Below are 22894 nucleotides of genomic sequence, written 5' to 3' on the forward strand. Positions count from 1 at the left end.
TGTTTTAAATATTAATTAGTTAATTTTCTTTGGTGGGTTTAATTCTCTTAAGAGATATTCTCCTGATGGCATGTTCCATATTTCCATCAAGTTCTGATGCAAGATTCATTACTTCCATCTTTTCTGTCTCTTCGGTGGTGTACGCTAGATATTCCTCAGTAGAAACTTCGGCCGCATAGACCGCAGAGTGTGTTCCGCCTAATCCGATCCAAACTTCTTTGTACAATCGTTTCGGATTATTGTTCATATTGATAGATAATACCTGAGATTTTTCTTTATCCGTTAGTCCAAGCATTGCCTGAATGTCATCGAACTTATTCATGTATTTACGCTGGTCAAGAAGAATCTTACAGTCTGAATTATTGATGATACTTTCCTTCACAATAGGTGACTGAATAATGTCATCGACTTCCTGAGTTACTACGATGGCTTCTCCGAAAAACTTCCTTACGGTCTTGAATAGGTATTTGATGTATTCTGCCATACCCTCTTTAGCAATTGCCTTCCATGCTTCTTCAATGAGAATCAGTTTTCGGATGCCCTTCAGCCTTCTCATTTTATTGATAAAAACTTCCATGATGATAATGGTGACAATCGGAAATAAGATTTTGTGATCCTTAATGGCATCAATTTCAAAGACAATAAAACGTTTGGAAAGAAGATCGAGCTGCTTTTCGGAATTCAGCAGGTAGTCATATTCACCATCTTTATAGTATGGTTCTAAAACATTTAAAAAATTGGCAATATCAAAATCCTTTTCTCTTACTTTTTTTTGCTCCAGCACTTTCTGATAATCATTGCTGACATACTCATAAAAACCATTGAAAGAAGGGTGCTCTTCACTGCTTTTAATCTTTTCAATATATCCGCTGACCACATTGGACAGCGCCACCTCCTCGGAACGTGAGGGCGGTTCATCATCTCTTTTCCACAAGGTTAGAATCAGCGTTTTAATGCTTTCTCTTTTTTCAATGTCAAATATTCCATCATCTGTATAAAAAGGATTAAAAGCAATAGGATTGTCTTCCGTATACGTAAAATATACTCCATCCTCACCTTTTGTCTTTCCCTTGATAAGTTCACACAATCCCTGATAGGAATTCCCGGTATCAACCAGTAAGACATGAGCACCCTGCTCATAATATTGTCTTACCATGTGGTTGGTAAAAAATGATTTACCGCTCCCTGAAGGTCCAAGGATAAACTTGTTTCTGTTCGTAATGATCCCTTGCTTCATAGGAAGATCGGAAATATCCAAATGAATAGGTTTTCCTGTTAAGCGATCAGCCATCTTGATTCCAAAAGGCGAAGGAGAATCCTGATAGTTCGTTTCTTCAGTAAAAAAACATAAAGCAGGTTCTATGAATGTATAAAAGCTTTCCTCACTTGGAAAGTCACCTGCATTTCCGGGAATTCCTGCCCAATACAGTGTTGCTAAATCCGTTGTGTTATGACGGGGTTTACATTCCATGAGTGCTAAGGCACTTCCCGTATCGTTTTTTATTTGCTTTAATTCAGTGGGATTATCCGACCATGACATCACATTAAAGTGGGCACGGATAGATTGCAGACCATAAGAGTGTGCTTCATTCAGATACTTTTCAATCCATTCCTTATTGATCTGATTGGCTCTGCTGTATTTTGCCAGAGAATGCATATTCCTTGCTGATTTTTCAAACTTAGACAGATTTTCATCACTATTATCAATAAACAAATATTGATTATAAATGTGATTGCAGCTTAATAACAACCCCACCGGAGATGCAAAAGACAACAAACAGTCACTGCGGTCCGTACTGAGCTTTTCATATCTGCTGTGAGATGAAACGGTACCTGGCAAGTCATCTGTATCTGATAAGGTATGCATACTGAGACGGTTGTTGCCTATCCGCATTTCTTCTGAACCTAAGTTCAAATCCTGAAGGAAGGGATTGATTTCTTTGGATAGAGTAAGGTATTGTTCAAGAACCCCGGAATGTTTTTCTGTACCCGTTATTTCATCAGAATTCATTTTTTCAAGAAAAACATAGCCGCTTTCGTTCATGATTCTTTCGAACTGATCAACCGCTTCCATAAATCTACTAATCACTTCTTTATCTCTGATTTCTTTTGGAATCAGTTTGCCTTTGCATAAAGATGAAAAATTACTCTGCATCCGCATTCTCTCCCGACTGGTTTTCGTAATAAACAGATAACAATAATGATTTAAAAAGGGTCTTTCATTGAAATGCCTTTCAAAAGATTTTGAAAGAAAGCTTTGATCTTCTCTCGAAAGGTCAGGATTATAATTTTCTTTGATAAACCAGTCCTGTTTATGAACGACCGTATAGTCAGGAAGCGTTTTAATCGCCTTGGACCATGCTGAATGAATAGCTTCATACTCAGCTGAGGCAATCGTAAATAATTCTGGAAGTTTAACCCTAAAACAAACCGTGATGTCCGCATCTTTTGAAATAATACAATCACTTTCTATAGCGAGCAGTGGAAACTTACTCTCCAACGTTGCTGATTTAGAGGAATTTCTCATGCTGAAGCTTTTTGACGGTTGGTTTGCAGATAGCGGTAAATGCTCTTGCGACTAATGATATAACTGGGATGTTTTTTTTGAGCTCCCATTTTCATCAGACCATGCTCTCCGTATTTTCCATTCAATGCGAAGGTCTGCCAGATCAAAAGACCACTGCTGACTCCACCTGTGACCAAGCACAAATAAGTATTGACACCAACCATATACATGATCATAACGCAGATCAGTAATCCCAGCAGACCACCTGAAAAAATAAACAGGTATTGTGCCTTCAGTCCTTTGAATTCGACAGTCCGTCCTATTCCTTTATTGATATGATAGGTATTCATAATCATTATTTTAAAGAAAGAATGAGCGAAGGATTGTTGCTGCAACAATTAAGAAAATACATGCACCGAACCAGCTCGCAGCGGTTTTACTGGTGTCAGGATCACCGCTGCTAAATTTATTATAAACCTTAACTCCTCCAATTAATCCGACAACAGCACCAATCGCATAGATGAGCTGAGTCGCTGGTTCAAAATAAGAGGTGACCATCTGTGTTGCCTCGTTAATGCCGGCACTACCATTACCCTGTGAAAAAGCATATGGAGCTATCAAAATTACCAGTATTCCATACATCAGTTTTTTTGTCTGTTTTTCCATTTAGTAAATATTTTTTTTGTTAATGAGAACTGCTCTCTACAGTACTCAGAAGCAAATGTGCTTTGGAAAAACAAGCTTATTGGAAAATGTCAGCAGGGGGAATCGCTTGGCTTTAAGCGGCGTTCTAGTTAAAATTTCCACATAAAAAAAACGCCAAACTTTTGTAATTTTGACGTTGAGCTTTCTGCGAGCGGACTTTATATTTTTCTTCCTTTCGACTTATTCTTATTCGGCTTTTCTATACAATCTCCCAAGACTTTTACATACTTCAAATTGCTTTTGATAATATCTGCAAGAACAGTATCCTCCCACGAAATTTGTTTTGCCTCAAACTGCATTTTAAAACCTTGCTTTGATAATCCCTCTGTCAATTCAAAGCCATGATGTCGGTTCCATCCGATCCTGTCAAGTTCATTTTCAATAGGAAACTGTACGGCGATTAAATCTTTAGGAAATTCGTTAATCATACTAAAGTCTATATCCTGAAATTCGTGTGTCCTGCGATTGTAAGGTATAATATAGCTGTTTTGGTCTTCATCATAGTAATTCTGTATATCCGAAAAGACGATACCCTTAGATAGAAAATCATCTTTAGGTCTCAGCATATCCATACGGATGTCTACAAAAAATGTATGTCCTGCAATCATTATTGTCGGAAGCTGCCCTTTGTTGACACGTAAATCATAAGCCTCTTCGTTGATATTTTTTTCAGTTAAATCCACAGCATTAAAAAATTTGATTGTTCATTCTCCTTACTTATCTTTTTAAAAAAACATTAGGAAGTCTACACAAACTCCCCAATGTCGAAACCATCTGCAGAATTATTGTGCTTAGAAGAAATGGTATTATCATCATTTGAAATACTCTCGCTTAACAAAGCAGCGATTCTTCTTGAAGCATCTCCTAATGAATTCTCTAATAGATCAAAAAGCTCGGTTCCCTGAATTTTTTGAATAATATCGACTGTTTGTTGTTCTAAGTCAGGCTCTAGCACGTCCTGTTGAAGCAGCTGACCCGCAGTACTCAATTCCTGGAAGGTAACCCCTGTAGCAAACCCGCTTTCAATAGTAGAATTCTCGTATTTCCAATCTTCATCCTCCTGCTCCCAATCATTATCTCTGGTCAGAATATCATTGAGATTTTTAGTCGGATCAATAGAGCCAAATTCCTCTTTTCTGGTTTCTGATTCAAAATTATCTTCTGTCAGTAAAATAGATTCATTTTGTCCTCCATTGACATCAATAGGCAAAGCCTGTCTCTCTAATTGCTTCGTACCTCCCATGAAAGAAGGCAAATTCTTATTTGCATCATTACAATCTTTTCCCTGAATATTGATTGAAAACTTTCTGTCTAAAAGAATCAGAACAATAATGATTAACAACCCGATTATAATAATTTGTTCCATAACGTTATGTATTAAAAGATTGGCCGGTATTTCTTATTGAAATCATCTGTGATTTCCTTTTCAAACAATTCGAAATGATAAGCCAAAATATTGTCTAAATAAGCATACAAAGGAATTTTGTCATCTGCAATGATTTGAATAATGCGTGAAAGACGCTCATGATATTCCGGACGGATATATATACTTCTATCACCACGCTTAGTCATCGTATGATGGGTCAGAAAGTGTTCCACATAGGTTAGATCTGTAGTTTTCTTACTCTTCAACTTATTTTTTATTGCACCTTTTTCCTTGGGCGGATCAGCATTATTTGCTGGTTGTTCCTTCTTTGGACTTTCTGCCATAATGGACATCAGATATTGTTCATCGATACCATTTTTCTCATTGTTCTTTTTTTCATTTTCCATACTGTTACAATTTGACAATTTTTAAAAATTCTTCTACAAATCTATCAAGCCTGCATTGAGTTAACAGCTTAGGATCTGCCGGCAGTAATGTCGATCGGAAAACCGTCTTTGCTACCGCTTCACCTTCTTTCCGAAATCTTTTACTGTCTGTAATGGTTGTTTCCATAAGCTGCAGTCCTAAGTCTGAAATCACTTTACTGTAATTTTTGTATAACATTGTTCTTTCTCTTCCATCCACTTGGTTCCAGAATAAATGAATGCTTCGAATCCTTGTTTGCGTTTCTTTCATCAATACATTGATCAGAACATTGGTAAAACTCAGTGTACTCTCCAGTACGACCCGATCCGCAGTAATAGGAGAAAAAATGTAATTGACATTTGTCAATGTTTTTAAAATACCGGCGGTATTAACAGTTCCCGGTAAATCTAAAAAGATGACATCTGGAGTTGTTTCGGAGCCATCAACATAAACCTCGATCTCTTCTAAAACTTGATCAGCTTTACTCTGGAAAATGGGATAAGCTTTTTTATTGATTCTCGTAAATTGTTTGTGAGCCATCTTTTTTAAAATCTCATTCTGCATCACCATTTTCAAATCCCGGTCCCTCATCTGGAATAAACTATACTGTGGAAAGTCACAGTCAAAGACAGCAACCTGATAGCCCATCCGATAATGAAGAATACTTGCCATCAGTGTTGTAAATGTGCTTTTTCCTACGCCTCCTTTTTGAGTGGAAAATGCAATAATTGTGGGTTGTTTTTTTGTTTTCATTTTGCTTGAATTTTATTAAACTTAATTTGAAAGAACGGCTGAGTGAAGGCCATTGAACTGCAGCTACTTCAGTTTCTCTGTATTGCTTTCACTAATAAGGGCTGGAATTCCCAATACCTGTATCGACTTCTATAGATACTTACTGAATACCATCCATCTTTCATTCCTTAGAAGTTGGCTTACTGATTTCTATCTCTCACAAATGCTATCGTGAAGGCTGGTTTTCCAGAAGGCTGGAAAGCTGGATTTCCGCTTCTCAAAATTTCTGTTATATCCGCAGTCAGGAAGTCCCGCCCTCAATCAGACACAAATGAATAGTATTTCTTTTTCGGGATATTCCTAATGGTAGTTTTTGGCTTTAAGTGCCTGTCTTTGGCATTCTATCTAGTACTATCTCTATAAATCATTGTGGTTTACTTTGTTCCAGAAGGTTGAGGAGTCTGGGGAAATTAAACTGTTTTAAAATATGCAGTATTAAATCTGCTTTCTTACTGAAATTTCCTTTCACCCGAAAGGGGCAAGTTATGTTTTGAGTGCCTCATAACTTTTTTTGTACCTCAAAACAACTTGCCCTGGCTGGGGCTTTAAAAACCACTCCGAAGTCGCGATTTTGATCATATTAAATTGGATGCTATGGATATAAATAAAAACAACAAAGGTGGACGTAAGCCTAAGCTGAACCCCAGTAAAAACAGGTATGTATTTCGACTAACGGATGAAGAAAACGCTAATTTTTTAAAATTATATGACGCTTCAGGATTGAACAACAAAGCAAAATTTATCACAACAATTTTGTTTCAGAAAGAATTGAAGATTGTTAAAGTGGATGTCTCAACAATGGATTACCATACACAACTCACTAAATTCTTCTACCAGTTCCAGTCGATTGGAAACAATTATAATCAGATTGTAAAAATTTTATATCGAAATTTCACTGAGAAAAAAGCTTCTTTTTATCTCTTTAAACTAGAAAATCAGACCAAAGAACTAGCCCTAGTTTGTAAGCAGATTATAGAACTCACTAAAGAATTTGAACAAAAGCATATTCAAAAAACTTCTGAAAAATGATTGCAAAAATTGGAAAAGGTGAAAATCTTTGGGGTACTCTTACCTACAATCAACAAAAAGTGGACAACGAAAATGGGATCGTTTTATTCACCAACAAGATTCCGGATGTGTGGGATCGACCTTATTCTGTCAAATTTTTTCATCAATACTTTGAACCCTACTTAATTGCCAATAACAAAACTGAAAAACCCGTAAGGCATATCTCACTTAACCCTGATCCCGAAGATAAGGTTGATGACAAAGATTATCGGGAAATAGCTCAGCAATATATGCAGGAAATGGGTTATGGCAATCAACCGTATATTGTTTTTAAACACACTGATATTGATAGGACGCATATTCATATTGTCACTACCTGTGTCCAGCTTAACGGAAACAAAATATCAGATCGTTATGACCATCATCTGTCAATGGAAGCCTGCAGAAAATTGGAAAAACAATACAACTTAAGAGTTACCAAGAAGAATAGAAATTCATATCAAAACTTTATATTTAAACCTGTTGAATATACTAGAGGGAATATTAAGGCACAATTATCATCGGTACTTCGGAATATGCCTCAAACCTACTGCTTTCAAAGTATGGGTGCATATAACGCTTTACTCTCTCAATTCAATGTAACCTCTGAGGAGGTGAGCGGAGAGCTTCATGGCAAGATGAAAAAGGGGCTGGTTTATTTTGCTACGGATAAAAATGGAAAAAAAATAAGTCCCCCTTTTAAATCATCCCTTTTTGGTAAACACGCAGGATTGGAAAATATTCTGGCGCTCATTGAGAAATCAAGAGTAAAAATGAAAAAAGATCCTTCTAAACTAATTCTCAAAAAAACCATTGAAACGGCAATGGGCACCAGTAAATCTGAAGCTGCATTTAAAACAAAACTGCTTGCACAGGGAATTGCGACTGTCATTCGAAAAAATGATACTGGAAGGATTTACGGAATTACATTCATAGACCATAACTCTAAATTAGTCTGGAATGGCTCACAGTTTGGTAAAGAGCTTTCAGCAAACTCATTCAATGAACTGTGGAATAATTTAGAAACAAAGCCTGAAACCCATTCATACAGTAATTCTAAAGAGGATTTATCATTTGAAAAATCTACAGAACACTTTTCTACCAATAACATCCACAAAATATTTGAAGGATGCTTTAATGGTTTATTGTCGTCAGATACAAATGGAGAGCAGGAGGAACAAATTTTCGAATCACAAATGAAAAAAAAGCAGAGAAAAAGAAGAAAAAAATGACCTCCTTTTGTAAAAAAATGGCTTTATAACTATGTTCTGAGAGCCAAAGCCAGCCAATTAATGTTTGCAATGTCGTATTCATTTTTAAGAATGTATAGTCATTTATCTATGCTTCTAAAATATGATATGCAGGGTGAAGACGATTTGAGAGGGCTTGCCAAAATCATGGCACTTATGCGAACTGTCAGCATTATTCTAGTGCTAATGCATTTTTACTGGTTTTGTTACGGATTTTTTGAACAGCAACAATGGACATTAGAACTGATCAATAAGATACTTCATAATTTTAACAAGACAACAGACCTTTTTTCTCATACTCTTTATTCTAAGCTGTTCGCAGTTGTTTTGTTGGGTCTGAGTTGTCTCGGCACAAAGGGAGTCAAAAATGAAAAGATCACTTGGAAAAAAATTACTGCTGCTTTTTCTATTGGTTTTGTACTATTCTTTTTAAACTCAATCCTATTACAATCTGCTACCAGCTTTACTCCTATACTTTATATTCTATCTACTGGCTCCGGATACATTCTCCTAATGCAGGCAGGGATCTGGATGAGCCGCTTACTAAAAACGAACTTAATGACCGATGTTTTTAACAATGAGAATGAAAGTTTTCAGCAGGAGACTAAATTACTCTATAATGAATATTCAGTTAACCTTCCTACAAGGTTCTATTATCAAGGAAACTGGCATCAGGGATGGATTAACATTGTCAATCCTTTTCGCGCCACCATTGTTTTAGGAACACCCGGTTCAGGAAAATCATACGCTGTAGTTAATAACTATATCAGACAACATATCGAAAAAGGGTTTTCCATGTATATCTATGATTTTAAATTCGATGATTTGTCTACAATTGCTTACAACCATCTTCTAAATCATTCAGATGCTTATAAAATAAAGCCGAAATTCTATATTATCAATTTTGACGACCCCAGAGGAAGTCATCGATGTAATCCCTTAAACCCCAATTTTATGTCGGATATATCAGATGCATATGAAGCTGCTTATACCATAATGCTGAATCTGAATAAAAGCTGGATTCAGAAACAGGGCGATTTCTTTGTAGAAAGTCCTATCATATTGTTAGCTGCAATTATATGGTTTCTTAAAATTTATGACAACGGGAAATACTGTACTTTTCCACATGCTATTGAGCTATTGAACAAAAAATATGAAGATGTCTTTACTATATTAACCTCTTATTCTGAATTAGAGAACTACCTCTCTCCTTTTATGGATGCATGGCAAGGCGGTGCACAAGATCAATTGCAAGGACAAATAGCATCGGCAAAGATTCCTTTGTCAAGAATGATCTCACCACAATTGTATTGGGTAATGACAGGAGATGACTTTTCATTAGATATCAATAATCCAAATGAACCAAAAATTCTATGTGTTGGAAATAATCCTGATCGTCAGAACATTTATTCTGCTGCTCTTGGACTATACAATTCAAGAATTGTTAAGTTGATCAATAAAAAAGGACAGTTAAAAAGTTCTGTCATTATTGACGAGCTTCCCACTATTTATTTCAGAGGCTTAGATAATTTAATTGCTACTGCTAGAAGTAATAAAGTTTCTGTATGTCTTGGATTTCAGGATTTTTCTCAATTAACAAGAGACTACGGAGATAAAGAAAGTAAAGTTATTCAGAATACAGTCGGCAATATTTTCAGCGGTCAGGTAGTAGGGGAAACAGCAAAAACCTTATCTGAACGTTTTGGAAAAGTACTGCAAAAAAGACAGAGTATATCCATCAATAGGAATGACACTTCCACCTCCATCTCCACCCAATTGGACAGTTTGATTCCTGCTTCGAAGATTTCTACCTTGACACAGGGATTTTTTGTCGGTGCTGTATCTGATAACTTTGATGAAAGGATTCAACAGAAGATTTTTCATTCAGAAATCATTGTGGACACTATTAAGTTATTTCAGGAAACGAAAAACTATCACAAAATACCGCAGATTCGATCCTTTATTGATGAAAACGGAAATGATTCGATGAGTAAGCAGATTGAAGACAATTATAAAGGAATTAAGGCAGATATTCTTACCATCATCAGGCATGAAATGATTAGAATAAAAAATGACCCTGGCTTACAGCATTTAATTAAAAAAGATTAAATAGAGAAACCTCAAATACCATACGATTTGAGGTTTTATTGGTATTAGGTTACTCAGCTTCATTATTTATAAAATGCTGATTAAGATTGTCACTAACCAATTGAAGAAATTTGGTTGGCCCCTGTTTCCGGTTCCTAATTTCAAATATAGTCTTATGAAAGTTTCCAAGATCAGTATTCAAAGATTTCTCAACAAATTTTATAACCTCGCTTAACTCAATATTTCCACCATTAAAACAGCGCATATGATACAGAGCATAAACCAGTTCGATTAGACCAACTTTGGAGGAAGACCATGTTAGCGGGGACAAAATATTTTGTTTAAAGCGATCCGAAATATTTTCAATCTGCCTTTTTAGATATTGACCTAATTGTTGATTGGCGATAATTCTCGAAATCATGTGATCATGAGAAGTAGTAAAATTCGTATCGAAATTGTAGAAGCCAAATGATAATTTCATTTTTAAATCATAGGAATTTCGGACAAATATCTTATGATCAAGATACGTAGCATCACGCCGGTAATAGCTGTAAAATTCTGACTGCGTAGAATAAAATGACTTTAACTTTTCCTGCTCTGTCTCATAGTATTTTTTCAAAATTTTGGCTGTAGCGTTGGGTTTGTACGATTCAATATTCAAAATAGAGGAATAGTAAATAAATTTTGAAATAAACAAAGGCTTGAGCTTTTTAAAAAAGTAAACTTCTTCAGCAAGATTCTCAAAATGATGGTCTGAAACCAGTCCCTTCAAGGTTCTGATAGAGGTATCAATCAGCAGTAAAGACTTTTCAGAAATTTTTACCATATCCTGGTCATCATCGCATACTTCATTAATTTTTAACTCCAGATCATTGTATAATTCTGTAGTTTTTCTAAAAATTGTTTTTGTTACCATGGCCTTTTTTTAGAAATTTACAAAATTTAAAGCACTAGAAATCTACTCAGCTGATTCTCAACTCCTCTTTACGTTTTTTAATATAATCAGCAGGACGGATTCCGTTAATTTCAAAAAACAGGTTGGAAAAATTTTGGCGGGCAGCAATTCCGCACTCATCAGCTAAAGCATCAATTTTAAGTTGGAGATACTTATTATCAGTATTGAGGAGATTGGTAATATAGTTAATTCTGAGCTCCGCCATATACTTATTGAAATTCATTCCTTTATTCTCATTAATATATATTGATAAGTAGTGAGAATTGGTTCCTAACTTAGTCGCAATACTTTGCTGCGTAAGACCTTTCTTCTTAAATTGTAATTCTTGTTCAAATTTGTTAAGTTTTTCCCTGATTTCCGATGTCATTTCGGGAGTAAGAAATGTTTTCCTCATTGAATATTTGTCAGTTTGTTCTTTCAAAAGATCGTTTATTTGGTAAGAACCTTCAGATATTTTTTTTTGCAGAAGATCATATTGTTTTTTAATTTCCTGATCCTTTCTGTATCTGACTACAAAAAAAGTAAGAATTAGACTTCCCGAGAAAATTAAAGCCCCGGCAAATTTCATTTTCTTGCTGCCAGCTTTTTGTAGTTCTTCTTTTTCTTCTATTAATCTCCTCCGGTCATAATCTTTATGCAGTGTAGAAGATAGAAAAACGTAGTCCTTACTGATCACACTGTCGGCTTTAAGAAGTTGATTGGTATAATAAAGCTGTCTATTAATATCTTTATTTTTATAATAATTGATCAGAAAACTATAGCTTTTATAAACTTCAGGCTGAATAAACTCATCTTTTACAAAAATAGAATCAATTTTATTATAATAGCGAATTGCTTGAGGTATATCATTCTGAGCCTCTGAAGATCTTCCTAAATAATAATAAATAACAGAGGCCCAGGCAAAATCATTTCTCTTTAGAATGGTTGGTAAGGATTCTTGGAGGACTTTAGCAGCCTTTGAATATTCTTTTTTCTGATATTTTGAAATTCCAATACATTTAAGAAAATAACTTTTCTCCAAAGCAAAATCGTTATTATTCAGAGTGCGCCTATAACCTAATTCACTTAAACTATCACTCTTATCAAAATTTTTTTGGTATCGGTTGATAACCGTCATTTGATGTAGACAATTTAGATATGCTTTGTTGTAATTAAATAGTTCATTCTCATGCAGCTGTCCATTCATCTTCGTACTATAAAACGAGATACAGTCGTTAAAATGTTTTAGAGCTTCATCATAATAACCCAAATGCCCTTTAACAATTCCCAGATGGTAGACCACTTTATAATGGTGATACTTATCATTTGATCCCTTTAAGTATTGATACGCTTTAAGATATTCGTTTAAAGCCAGTTTGTACTTCTTTTGATAGAAGTAATAAATAATACCTTTGCTGAGATAATCTTTGCCGACATCATCGGAAGAGCCGTACACTAAGCTAACACTTATAGCACTGTCAGCATATCTAATTTTATTATGGTAGTCAAACTGTCTTCCATCTCTGTAGCCTTGAATCAGTTTCTCAAAATTATTCTCTTTCTTAGCCTTTTCAATATATAATTTCACAGACGGCATTGCATTAATGTCGTCTATAGCCATTTTTTCGTAAACTTTTCTAATTTCATTGAAAGTCTTATCATTTTTATCCTTTGAAAAGAATAACTGAGAAATAGCAGAAAATAAGACGAGAAAGTAGTTTAACTTTTTCATATACTGATTATTAGAACCTCACCATCTCAAAAGTAAACATTTGTTCTGAAATAAATCATATTTATGGGAAATGAAAAAAATATCACCTCAACTTCTTATAAAAGACTGAACATTAACTGTTAAAAACGCGTTAATAATTGTCTCAATTTTGAAATTGAGACGTGCCAATTTCAAAATTGATCCGAATAGCAGTTTTTTTTCATCAACCAGCACGATAACTTTGAGATCAGAATTCTAATTTAATCCGGCCGGGATAACCAATAAAATTATTACCATGAAAAAGCTTATCCCAATTTTAAGTCTAGTTATAGGGGCACTTTGTGTGCAAAACTGCATAACTCGAGATGAAGATATTGACACTCATAATACATCACATAATGAGATTAGTGAGCAATTGATAATGCGGCAGGATTCTGCAAAATTATCAGAACAGATAAAAGATCCGCAAAAAGATCCCCCGGTACGGGACGGAGACAACTGGCGACCTAATCAAATAATTTAAATGTTACTAATAATCCATGGATCCTCATACCTCCATATCAGTTTTCACCGGCTTACCATGTCCTGCAAGTGGCATCTGGGAGAGTATGGGGAATTTCAAAACTACAGTTCCTCTGCTAAAAGGAGATATAATGCCTGAATACTGTGGCGTTAAAACCTATTGGAAATTACTGATTCCAGGATAAAACACATAAAACAAACCATGAAAAAATTACAGATTATCACAGTTGAAGTAATATCATATTTCTTTATTCTTCTGTTCTGCTATGCAGCCATCAGTAAAATAATGGATTTTGAAAACTTTACGACACAGATATCGCAATCTCCCTTATTAAGTACTTTTGCAGGCTCCATTTCTCATGGCATCCTTGCATTAGAGCTCGTAGTCTGTATACTGCTGATTTTTGAAAGAACAAGACTCCTTGGCCTCTACTGTTCTTTTGTACTGATGTTTTTATTTAGCATGTATATCTATATGACCCTTCATTACAGTGAATCCGTTCCATGCTCCTGTGGCGGTATTCTTGAAAAAATGGACTGGCAAACTCACCTTATTTTTAATATCGTTACGGCATTCATCGCAGCCACGGCCATTATTTTGATGACAAAGCCAGGCAGAAAATATATATTAATAACAATATTCCTTCTCCTTACTTTCTCCTTATTGAGTACTTTTATACTTTTTATACTTTATGACAGGTCTGAATATATGATCCAGAAAGAAAATAATTTTACCCGTCGGTTTTTACAGCATCCTGTTGATCTTGAAAAACGCTTCATACTGACATCTGATTTTTATTATTTTTCAGGAAATACAGAAGATTCACTTTATCTGGGAAATACAGAACATCCATTTGATCTGTATGCTATAGATGCAACATTTAAGAAGATGAAAGAATATCAAATTACTCCTGATCAATATGATTTTCTGTTCAAAAGTTCAAAGGTACAGGTATATCCTCCCTATTATTACCTTTATGATGGCACAGTTCCTATCATCTACAGAGGTGAAATAGGAAAACAGCGTGCTAAAACAGTAAGTCATATGCAGAATTATTTCACCCAGCTACAGGTTACAAATAATAATTCCTTCGCAGTAATTACCTATTCGAAGCAAAAAAATATACAGTCGCTAGGCTTAATGTTTACCTATCAAAAGAATACTATTGTTAAACCTGAAATCCTTGAAAAGATACATGATGGGGTTTTTGATACTGATGGTAAACTTTTATATGATCCTGCCCATAATACAATTATTTATGTCTATACATACAAAAATAAATTTATTGTCCTTGATACTAATCTGGAATCTAAGAAGATCTATAAGACTATTGATGACATAAGTGCAACTGGTATTGAAGTTGTAAAGCTTCCTGACGGGAGTAAGAAGATGAAAAACCCTCCTATTATCGTTAATAAAAATGCATTTGTTTATAAGGGTATCCTCTTTATAGAATCTCCGCGTAAAGGAAAATTTGAAGATAAAGCATATCAGAAAAGTTCACTGGTCATTGACATGTACTCTACTAGCAAACAGCAATATCTGGGAAGCTTTTATGTTCCCAAAAAAGCCGGGGAATACAAAACAGAATTTTCAATCTCGGATAATACACTTTTTACCATTATAGGAAATGAACTGATCAGATATAGTTTTGCGCAAAACATCACTCAACATTTCATTTCAGGGAAAGCCGAAAACCTGAACAAAGAGTAGGCATAAAAAACAATTTTAACATCATGAAAAAAATGAGAAAAATCGCACTGCCTTTTGTAGTATTTGCCTTAGGCATTGGAAGTGCGTACGCTACAACAGCGGAAAAAGAAACAGCAAAAACCATTGAATTCGGGTACCGCTTTAATCCTTCAGCACCACCGGGCATGAAATGTAATGTAACCACAACCTCTTGCAGTACAATACCATCAGGTGATATCTGTACTTATGTGGATGGTTCACAAGAACATAACCTTTTTAAAGAAGGCTGTCTCAATGTATTATTTAGAGTTCCATAATTAAGAATGAAGGATGCTGATCAGCATCCTTCATTTGTTTAGGTTGGCATAATGATTGTTTTTTGTACTTTAATTTCGCCAATTATGCCCCCGTATTGGTTTTAATGCATATAATACATATTTTTGTAAGTGATTACCAAAAAATCCGTAATTAAGACCTTTCATCAAATTGGGATACTCTTTCAGCAATAGTTTGAATTTGTGGTTCTCAGCATCCTTTTACGTTTTTTATTATGATTTCTTTGCATAGAATTCTCCTTCATTAAATCTTCATTCCCATATTAAAATCATAACTATAGTATTAAAACTAATTAAATCAGATTTTTAACTACACAACTTGTGTTTTTACTTTGAAATTTAAATTCTACATTTGGTTTACATTAAAAATCAATAACATGATAAAAAAACTTTTAGCTGAATTTTTCGGCACATTCTGGCTCGTTTTTGGAGGTTGTGGAAGTGCTGTTTTTGCTGCCGGTGTTCCCGATATTGGCATTGGACTTTTAGGTGTTTCTTTAGCCTTTGGTCTCACCGTTCTCACAATGGCTTACGCTGTAGGGCATATTTCCGGAGGTCATTTTAACCCCGCAGTTTCATTCGGACTTTTAGCAGGTGGCAGGTTTTCTGCAAAAGAACTGGTTCCTTACATCGGAGCCCAATGCCTTGGAGCAGTTACAGCCGCAGGATGCCTGTATACTATACTGAATGGTGCCGGCACACTCGACTTTTCACAACCAGGAGCTTTTGCAACCAACTTTTACGATGTACCTGTATACAATGGAAAAGCTTTTAGTATGGGATCAGCATTTCTGGCCGAGTTTTTATTAACAGCACTTTTTCTTATTGTGATCATGGGAGCTACAGAAAAGTGGGCTCATAGTAAATTTGCAGGTATTGCTATTGGTCTTGTCCTGACTTTGATCCACCTGATCTCTATTCCGATTACAAATACATCCGTAAATCCTGCAAGATCACTTTCTCAGGCTGTTTTTACAGGTGGGCTTGCCCTATCACAACTTTGGCTATTCTGGGTAGCACCAATTTTAGGTGGAATTGTAGGAGGATTGATCTATAAATTTTTACTTCAGAGGGATTCTCGGGAAATAAGCTGATTAAACTCAACCAGAAATAAATTAACTATTCAACAGTATAAACAATAAAATTATTAAAGAGAAAGAGTCCTGTGATCTACAGGACTCTTCTTTTCGCTATAAATACTATCAAAGATCACCCAATTTAGAGTAATAGAAAATAACCATTAATGATTAATCTCCATTTTTTGCAACTGCTCTTTTGTCATTGTAGAAGGTAATTTAAACATTGATCTATCCTCACTATCCTTCATCATATTTGGCTTATTAAAATTGCTATTATTGATGGCATGGGCTAATGCAACTCCCAGTTGTTTCCATTCTTTAGGGGTTACCCAATAATCATACCCAGCTTTACTGTAAGTTGTTTCTAAAGTAATGGCATTGACTACATCCTTTTTATTATACCAAAACCAAGTTTCAGGAAAGTAGGTATTAAGGAAGCCATTTCCTCCGTCTGCTGGCGGAGCTTCTATTCTGCCATCATAAAAGCTGGCTACAGTTTGAATAAAGTTAATCTGCTTATTCCAGAGATTTTGTTGCTGGCTATCATAATTATTTCCAGGTCCAAAATGCGGAAAGAAGAAAGCAGGTGTATTAATATCGCTATTACTCGAATGCAGATTTAGTGCTAATACAACCGGATGTACCTCATCTTCAATTACTGTTGACATTGCATTTTTATTCAGAAACTTATTCTCTACAGGTGCAGTATCCTGAAGATATATAGGATGAAGGATAGTTCTATCAAATAGCCATTGACTTTCTAAATTGATACTGGCACTATTGGTTCTATAGTTTCCCAGAATAATACCATCAGGATTATGCATCGGTACTATTTTAAATATATATTTTTGGCGAAGATCAGTTCCTAAACTACCGTCAGAAAGAATAGTATTGATAAGACCTTCCAATACATAAGAGCTTCCTACTTCTGCAGCATGTGTTCTGGCATGAATCCAAATTGTTTTCTTATCAGGATTTTGATTGGCATTTGTTATTGTTAATAATTCAATTGAAGTATTTTTGAAAGGGCTATTTCCTAAAGAGCTGATTTTTACATTTGGATTTGTAGTGATAGAATTTCGATACTCCGTATAATCTTTAGTCGTATAAGGAAAAGTTCTGGCAATCCATAATGAGGATTGCTCTCCGGATAAAGACACTTCAATGGTGGTTGGATCAATTTGCTTTACAGCGGATTCTGGAAAGTGTTTCCAATCTTTACCATTGATAGAGAATACCGGAACAAAAAAATAGGGAAATCCCAGTTTGGTAAACCTTAATTTAACACCTGAGCTTGGAATGTACTCTACCTTTACATTCCACCAAGTACGATATGAATCTGGTAAAGAAGAATTATCATTATCATTTTTAAGTTCAAGAGACCATACATCCTGAGAAAGTTTGGATATTTTCCCTATACTTCCAGATTCAAAATCAGTATTAAAACATAGTCCATTACATATTTTCTTATTTTCTTGCTCACTTATTGTCTCCTGAGAACAACTGTAAATAAGAAAAAAAAGAAAGAGCCATAAAAATTGTTCTTTTTTCATAAATGATGATATATTTATTCAACATAATTTTGGAGTGAAAAACTATAGATTACATTTATTATCTTACAGATGCTCCAGATTGATCAAAATGATGACCTTTACAGTTCAAACACCAAGTCAGCTATTACTTTGGTATAAGGCTGTTTCAGAATAACGATTGAACAATATTGAAGTAACAGTGTGCTCAATAATCTTGTATATATAAAATAAGAGGTTAGAAATAATGTTAGAACAATTATATTTAAAACAGTTACCCATAAAAGTACTTGACTTCAATATTTTCCCTACACATGAATAAAACAGCTTTTAGATCGTCCGGGTTACGCTATATATTTTTATAATATTATTTTGTGGGATAGCCAAAGTATGCATTCTATTCATTTTTTAACTTCAGTTCCTCCTATAAGAGAATAAGGTAAATGATATTATCGTTCATGAAATTTCTTATTTATGGTAATTTTATCACTAATACCACTATAGTTTTTTCCTAATTAAACAGAACACTGTAGTAAGTTGTTTAAATATCGGAATAAAACAGGAGTATTTATCGAGATTATAATGAGCTAATTTTGATTGAATTTAAAACATTTACATAATTTCAACTTATGCCTCATATATTTCTTTAAATACCTCTTATTATTGCTGTAGTTAAACGTAATATAGTGTTTGGGGTACTATTTTTTTGTACGTTTTTTTTATCCTTATTTTATAAACAATATCTTTCCTGAAAAAAAGGATCAGAATAGTTTTTTTCCCAAACAAATTTGTATTAATATGATATTCCCATTTGTTGGCCATATAGTAATTGGCTTGATCATTCATCTCTATGAATATTTGCAGCTTACTCATACCCATATAATGTTGGTACTCATCTTTTTTTTTCATATTTATCGTGTATTTAAAGCAACTTCATTAATTCAAAAAAAGATTGTATCTTTTTAAAGGTAAATTGCTGCTCTCCCAATTCCTTTCAGATCATATAACAATGCTCCTCTAGCTTCAAAAAATCAAATTTTTACAAAAATAATATCCAAAATTATTGTAGAAAACAAAAACAATGTAGTTTTATATAGCAAAACGTATATTACAATAACTACAATTAATCGAATTCAATACAAAGATTTGAAGTTTCATAAATTATCTACTACAACCCTTAAACGAAAGAACTCGTCTATTCACATTTCTGATTCGATAGTAATTGTAAAAATGAGTATCAGAAAAGATATATAATAGCACATCACAGGGTTTAGTACGGATGGTCCAATAACAAAAAGGAGTTCGAAATTGATATTCATTCTCCATTTTTTACTTGGTTAGATTGTGATAGCAGTTATAATATTTTACTTGACAATGAAGTATTTTTCCTTACTTATATTTAAAATATTCTAATAGCATTTACTTGTTCACTATAACCTTATGCACACTTTTTAAACCAAATCCTTTTATATTAACCATATAAGTACCATTGGCCCAACCTATTGTAGGTATTACTTTTTTTGTATCCGTTAATACTTTATTTTCTGAATACAACAATTTGCCTGACATATCATAAATTTCAATATTGACCTTTCCTAATGCATGATCTGGAAAATTGATAAAGAATTCATTCTTTGCAGGATTTGGATAAATTGTAACTACAGTTCTATTTATATTTAATTCTTCAGATTCCAAAGAATTACATACGGAGGGAACAGTAAAATCCTCTGTTTGATCATTAATATCTGTTTTACTCCCCGCAGAAGCATTAACCCCTAATCCTCTTTTAGCAAAAACTTTCCAGATCATACACTTATCTATTCCACCGGTGGTTGCTTGTTCAGCAGCAAGAATTGCATTTCTTCCGTCAATAAATGTCGGGTTACAAGCCTGAAGTTTCAGAGCATCCATGACAAGCTGCATAGCTCTTGTACTGCCGTTAGTAGTGTTGGCTGTCAGATCGGCTGAATATCCGTATTTTTCAACATATTTCCAATGAAGATCCCATAGCATTGTAGCCCAGATAAAGCCTATAGAATGTCCATCCACCATGCCATTAGTATTTCCATAAGTATAATTATTAATGGTGAAATCCGGAGAATATTTGGCGGGTCGGCCTCCATTGCCGGTGGTTGGCTCTCCGATTATATAAGTACCTAAGCCTCTTGGAACTGACGCACTGCTATTCTGTGTATTGGTTAACATCAATGCAAAAAAGTCTGACCATCCTTCACCCATTTGCTCCTGACTTTCACTTGTTTCTAAACAATTATATCCTGTACCAGTTAACCTGTTTGAAACTCCATGGCCAAATTCATGGCTCATGATTCCACTGTCAAAGCTGCCATCCGGAGCAGTATCGCCTGTACCGCTTTTTAAAGTTATATTTACTGTTGTTCCAGCTTGCAACAAGTTTTTAATATATTCTCCTTCAGAGTTTTTTATCAACACTGAAGGTATCGTTATTGTATTATCCTCTCCAAAAAAGCCTATGTTCTCGAAAGCGGGATCTTCATATATTATGGCACCTATAGCACCTGCATTTTGTATATTCTTTACTTTGGTGGTAAATGTACAGGGAGGGTTTTGCTGAATTTCTGACATCGTCAACCCCTTTACTAATGCAATTTTATTAGTAAGCGAGCCGGCTGATAGTGCCGTGCAACCATTGGATACAGGGACTAACTGAATATCCCCGGTAACTCCTATAGTATTTAAAACAGGGCCAAAAGACGCTGCTTTGGCTATCGGCACCCTTGTTGTTGCTTGAGGCGGTGTGTTATAGTATAATTTTTTAATGGGAGACCATAAAAACATTTTCATAGTGGGATTAATTCCATCAGGGGTAGGAAAAAAAACAGCATTGTTCATACTTTCATTACTTTGTGCTTCTGCCAATACATAATCATTTCCGATTCCTCCATTGCTAAAATTATTTTGCTGAAAATTTCTTGCCGACTCCGTAAAGCCAAACTGATAAAAAATATCGTGAACTTTATTATTGATGTAAAATAAATTAGTAATGGCAGCATCGCGATTATCCAAAGAAGCCCCATTAACATTAAATGGGTAGTCAAAGATTCTTGAAGTCCCTCCATCCGGCGAATAATCAGCAATTTCATTGCGAACATAAGCATACACGTTGTTTCCCCTAGTAATCGTATAATGATTGGTACCGTCAGAATGCCATCCTTCGGGAGAGGCGATGAGAATCCATGGATTATTGACCAGCATCCTGCTACCAAAAGTAGGAGCTTCTACAGGTAATTTAAATACATTATAGGAAGCATGATCTGGTGACAATAAAAAACTAGGCCGTTGATGTTGTGGTCCAATAAAAACAGAAGGTTTATTTTTACTGCCTGCAAAATCATGGGAATATGCATCAGCGCTGAAGTTACAGTAAGATGCCAAATTAATCTTACTAATGACAGTACCTTTCTCTGTATCCACTAATATATTCCAGTAATTAGAAGTTCCTGGCTCAGATATTAATAATTCATGGCACTCGATGAGTACATTATTGTGTATTGCATATACCTGCCTTTCTCTTACTATACTACTGTTTCCAGGGCTTGAGTCATAAAAACCAAGCAGGGTATAATTTCTGATTGCTGGTTTTTTAAAGCTATCTGCTAATATTTGTAATATACTTTTCTTATTAATGATTTTTTTGGGTTCAGAGATCGTTCCTTGATAATCTTTAATAAAATTATCCGTATAATAAAGAATATTATTATCTCTTATAAAAGCTGTTCCAACAGAGCTGTATATGGGAATTCCATTGTAGACTTGCTGGAATTTAACAACACTTCCATTCAATGATTTTGATCGGTCTACATTCTCAATTATAAAGTTGGTAAGATCCTTTTTTTTAAACTCTTCAAGCTTATTACTTGAAATATAACTTCTTATCAGATCTTCATTATTCTGAGAAAACAAATTATTAGACAAAAATAATAAAAATGCATATAGAAGCACAGGCAATTTTTTCTTTTTCATATTGTACTGTATTTGTAAGAAGAAAAAAATATTTTATAAACCATATTTCCTCTCATAAGTGATAATAAAAGCAGAAAAGCAGTGAAATTAAACGTGATTTTTGTTGTATTTGAAATCACAATTGATCGAAAATAATCTAGCAGCTATATTTAGGAATTTTGTTGCCATCATATATGGACATTACTTAAAGTGACATAATGTTGGAATAGTACACTCAATTCTTGTCAGACAATTTTCTTAGAAATTACATAATGTTAAAACCCGAAATACATCCTCTTGATTGTATATTACAAACATAAAGCATATATATCGCAATACCCAATAAAACAATATAGTTTTATTTAGACTTCAATGTAAAATAATAATTACATCACTTATACCTTTTGAATATTGAGCACACAGATACATTACATCAACATTATCACTTTTTTATAATGATACAATTTAATCGGCTATTTTTTTGGATTTCAACATGTTAATTAATATATCTATAAAAAGTTATTCTCTTCTTATTACAATTTTAGAATAGTCTTTTGAAACCTGACAAATTAATTTCCATGACTCTATTTCGTCTTCTTCATCTGTTTAGTTATACATCTAGATAATTATGGAGAAATACCAAAGCATTCCCAGCATCTTAATGCTAAGATCTTTACGGGACAGATTTCTAGTTAAGGTGTGTAATTGATCCTGATAAAAAAAAATGATATAACGGTCTTTATGTTTAAGAAGGGCATTAAACATTGGCCGAGTTTGTTGCGGATTGACATTTCTTAGCTGCTGCTGCCATAAAAAACAGCAAACATTAGTAATAAAACTACAATCAATTAGCAATAACACTACTGTTGTTAAATGAAATATGAAAAATATCTTTTTTAAATTTGAACTGTATCTTTTTAAGAACACTTA

19 protein-coding genes are annotated in these 22894 nt (G+C 34.3%); 8 read left to right on the forward strand and 11 right to left on the reverse strand.

Going from position 1 to position 22894, the window contains the following annotated elements:
* Nucleotides 1-19: 19 nt before the first annotated feature.
* The 7 genes from AC59HC_RS21605 to AC59HC_RS21635 form a co-directional block, all read right to left on the reverse strand.
* The gene (locus AC59HC_RS21605) at nucleotides 20-2527 is read right to left on the reverse strand and encodes a TraG family conjugative transposon ATPase (RefSeq protein ID WP_142718414.1); all 2508 of its coding nucleotides are present in this window, start codon (nucleotides 2525-2527) and stop codon (nucleotides 20-22) included.
* The gene (locus tag AC59HC_RS21610) at nucleotides 2524-2856 is read right to left on the reverse strand and encodes a DUF4133 domain-containing protein (RefSeq protein WP_496559333.1); all 333 of its coding nucleotides are present in this window, start codon (nucleotides 2854-2856) and stop codon (nucleotides 2524-2526) included. Before AC59HC_RS21610 ends, AC59HC_RS21605 begins: the two co-directional genes overlap by 4 nt.
* 10 nt (nucleotides 2857-2866) lie before the next feature.
* A complete protein-coding gene (locus AC59HC_RS21615; RefSeq protein WP_142718416.1) occupies nucleotides 2867-3172 on the reverse strand; it encodes a DUF4134 domain-containing protein in 306 nt (101 codons plus the stop codon).
* Nucleotides 3173-3369: 197 nt separating this feature from the next.
* On the reverse strand, nucleotides 3370-3894 hold the full coding sequence (locus tag AC59HC_RS21620; protein WP_496559334.1) for a hypothetical protein: 525 nt from the start codon (nucleotides 3892-3894) through the stop codon (nucleotides 3370-3372).
* 62 nt (nucleotides 3895-3956) lie between these two features.
* Entirely contained in the window at nucleotides 3957-4577 is a 621-nt protein-coding gene (locus tag AC59HC_RS21625) for a hypothetical protein (RefSeq protein ID WP_142718418.1), read from the reverse strand.
* Nucleotides 4578-4588: 11 nt separating this feature from the next.
* Complete coding sequence (locus AC59HC_RS21630; protein ID WP_142718419.1) at nucleotides 4589-4984, reverse strand: DUF3408 domain-containing protein; 396 nt, start codon at nucleotides 4982-4984, stop codon at nucleotides 4589-4591.
* Between the two features lie 4 nt (nucleotides 4985-4988).
* A complete protein-coding gene (locus tag AC59HC_RS21635; RefSeq protein WP_142718420.1) occupies nucleotides 4989-5756 on the reverse strand; it encodes a ParA family protein in 768 nt (255 codons plus the stop codon).
* A 633-nt stretch (nucleotides 5757-6389) separates the two neighbouring features.
* On the opposite strand from AC59HC_RS21635, the gene mobA reads away from it, so the two are divergent.
* The 3 genes from mobA to mobC all read left to right on the forward strand — a co-directional run bounded on the left by mobA (nucleotide 6390) and on the right by mobC (nucleotide 10201).
* Nucleotides 6390-6824, forward strand: coding sequence for a conjugal transfer protein MobA (gene mobA, locus AC59HC_RS21640; RefSeq protein WP_142718421.1), 435 nt, complete (start codon nucleotides 6390-6392; stop codon nucleotides 6822-6824).
* Nucleotides 6821-8074 (forward strand): conjugal transfer protein MobB, encoded by a 1254-nt coding sequence (gene mobB, locus AC59HC_RS21645; RefSeq protein WP_496559335.1) that lies wholly within the window; start codon nucleotides 6821-6823, stop codon nucleotides 8072-8074. The genes mobA and mobB overlap by 4 nt, the downstream gene beginning before the upstream one ends.
* Nucleotides 8075-8200: 126 nt before the next feature.
* Nucleotides 8201-10201 (forward strand): conjugal transfer protein MobC, encoded by a 2001-nt coding sequence (gene mobC, locus AC59HC_RS21650; RefSeq protein ID WP_496559346.1) that lies wholly within the window; start codon nucleotides 8201-8203, stop codon nucleotides 10199-10201.
* A gap of 49 nt (nucleotides 10202-10250) precedes the next feature.
* Here the strand turns inward: mobC and AC59HC_RS21655 are convergent, their stop codons facing one another.
* Entirely contained in the window at nucleotides 10251-11096 is an 846-nt protein-coding gene (locus AC59HC_RS21655) for an RteC domain-containing protein (RefSeq protein ID WP_496559336.1), read from the reverse strand.
* Nucleotides 11097-11142: 46 nt separating this feature from the next.
* The gene (locus tag AC59HC_RS21660) at nucleotides 11143-12711 is read right to left on the reverse strand and encodes a helix-turn-helix domain-containing protein (protein WP_496559347.1); all 1569 of its coding nucleotides are present in this window, start codon (nucleotides 12709-12711) and stop codon (nucleotides 11143-11145) included.
* 409 nt (nucleotides 12712-13120) lie between these two features.
* Here AC59HC_RS21660 and AC59HC_RS21665 point away from each other — a divergent pair, with 409 nt between their 5' ends.
* From AC59HC_RS21665 to aqpZ, 5 genes are all read left to right on the forward strand, one after another.
* Nucleotides 13121-13348, forward strand: coding sequence for a hypothetical protein (locus AC59HC_RS21665; protein ID WP_142718425.1), 228 nt, complete (start codon nucleotides 13121-13123; stop codon nucleotides 13346-13348).
* A 16-nt stretch (nucleotides 13349-13364) separates the two neighbouring features.
* The gene (locus AC59HC_RS21670) at nucleotides 13365-13532 is read left to right on the forward strand and encodes a hypothetical protein (protein WP_167498867.1); all 168 of its coding nucleotides are present in this window, start codon (nucleotides 13365-13367) and stop codon (nucleotides 13530-13532) included.
* Between the two features lie 17 nt (nucleotides 13533-13549).
* Nucleotides 13550-15061, forward strand: coding sequence for a MauE/DoxX family redox-associated membrane protein (locus AC59HC_RS21675; RefSeq protein WP_496559337.1), 1512 nt, complete (start codon nucleotides 13550-13552; stop codon nucleotides 15059-15061).
* 32 nt (nucleotides 15062-15093) lie between these two features.
* Nucleotides 15094-15357 carry a DUF6520 family protein gene (locus tag AC59HC_RS21680; RefSeq protein ID WP_142718427.1) on the forward strand — a complete coding sequence of 88 codons (264 nt, stop codon included), beginning with the start codon at nucleotides 15094-15096 and terminating at the stop codon, nucleotides 15355-15357.
* A 398-nt stretch (nucleotides 15358-15755) separates the two neighbouring features.
* Complete coding sequence (gene aqpZ, locus AC59HC_RS21685; protein WP_142718504.1) at nucleotides 15756-16469, forward strand: aquaporin Z; 714 nt, start codon at nucleotides 15756-15758, stop codon at nucleotides 16467-16469.
* Nucleotides 16470-16615: 146 nt separating this feature from the next.
* Here the strand turns inward: aqpZ and AC59HC_RS21690 are convergent, their stop codons facing one another.
* Nucleotides 16616-18007 carry a M14-type cytosolic carboxypeptidase gene (locus tag AC59HC_RS21690; protein ID WP_142718428.1) on the reverse strand — a complete coding sequence of 464 codons (1392 nt, stop codon included), beginning with the start codon at nucleotides 18005-18007 and terminating at the stop codon, nucleotides 16616-16618.
* A gap of 1395 nt (nucleotides 18008-19402) precedes the next feature.
* Nucleotides 19403-21985, reverse strand: coding sequence for a T9SS-dependent M36 family metallopeptidase (locus AC59HC_RS21695; protein ID WP_142718429.1), 2583 nt, complete (start codon nucleotides 21983-21985; stop codon nucleotides 19403-19405).
* Nucleotides 21986-22894 lie beyond the last annotated feature (909 nt).

This window comes from Chryseobacterium sp. DZ-32 (assembly GCF_059587025.1).

What these genes read in the sequence shown, in the direction of transcription:
- AC59HC_RS21605 (WP_142718414.1), bottom strand. Translation starts at nt 2,527, where the DNA reads ATGAGAAATTCCTCTAAATCAGCAACGTTGGAGAGTAAGTTTCCACTG.
- AC59HC_RS21610 (WP_496559333.1), bottom strand. Translation starts at nt 2,856, where the DNA reads ATGAATACCTATCATATCAATAAAGGAATAGGACGGACTGTCGAATTC.
- AC59HC_RS21615 (WP_142718416.1), bottom strand. Translation starts at nt 3,172, where the DNA reads ATGGAAAAACAGACAAAAAAACTGATGTATGGAATACTGGTAATTTTG.
- AC59HC_RS21625 (WP_142718418.1), bottom strand. Translation starts at nt 4,577, where the DNA reads ATGGAACAAATTATTATAATCGGGTTGTTAATCATTATTGTTCTGATT.
- AC59HC_RS21630 (WP_142718419.1), bottom strand. Translation starts at nt 4,984, where the DNA reads ATGGAAAATGAAAAAAAGAACAATGAGAAAAATGGTATCGATGAACAA.
- AC59HC_RS21635 (WP_142718420.1), bottom strand. Translation starts at nt 5,756, where the DNA reads ATGAAAACAAAAAAACAACCCACAATTATTGCATTTTCCACTCAAAAA.
- mobA (WP_142718421.1), top strand. Translation starts at nt 6,390, where the DNA reads ATGGATATAAATAAAAACAACAAAGGTGGACGTAAGCCTAAGCTGAAC.
- mobB (WP_496559335.1), top strand. Translation starts at nt 6,821, where the DNA reads ATGATTGCAAAAATTGGAAAAGGTGAAAATCTTTGGGGTACTCTTACC.
- mobC (WP_496559346.1), top strand. Translation starts at nt 8,201, where the DNA reads ATGCAGGGTGAAGACGATTTGAGAGGGCTTGCCAAAATCATGGCACTT.
- AC59HC_RS21655 (WP_496559336.1), bottom strand. Translation starts at nt 11,096, where the DNA reads ATGGTAACAAAAACAATTTTTAGAAAAACTACAGAATTATACAATGAT.
- AC59HC_RS21660 (WP_496559347.1), bottom strand. Translation starts at nt 12,711, where the DNA reads ATGCCGTCTGTGAAATTATATATTGAAAAGGCTAAGAAAGAGAATAAT.
- AC59HC_RS21665 (WP_142718425.1), top strand. Translation starts at nt 13,121, where the DNA reads ATGAAAAAGCTTATCCCAATTTTAAGTCTAGTTATAGGGGCACTTTGT.
- AC59HC_RS21670 (WP_167498867.1), top strand. Translation starts at nt 13,365, where the DNA reads ATGGATCCTCATACCTCCATATCAGTTTTCACCGGCTTACCATGTCCT.
- AC59HC_RS21675 (WP_496559337.1), top strand. Translation starts at nt 13,550, where the DNA reads ATGAAAAAATTACAGATTATCACAGTTGAAGTAATATCATATTTCTTT.
- AC59HC_RS21680 (WP_142718427.1), top strand. Translation starts at nt 15,094, where the DNA reads ATGAGAAAAATCGCACTGCCTTTTGTAGTATTTGCCTTAGGCATTGGA.
- AC59HC_RS21690 (WP_142718428.1), bottom strand. Translation starts at nt 18,007, where the DNA reads ATGAAAAAAGAACAATTTTTATGGCTCTTTCTTTTTTTTCTTATTTAC.
- AC59HC_RS21695 (WP_142718429.1), bottom strand. Translation starts at nt 21,985, where the DNA reads ATGAAAAAGAAAAAATTGCCTGTGCTTCTATATGCATTTTTATTATTT.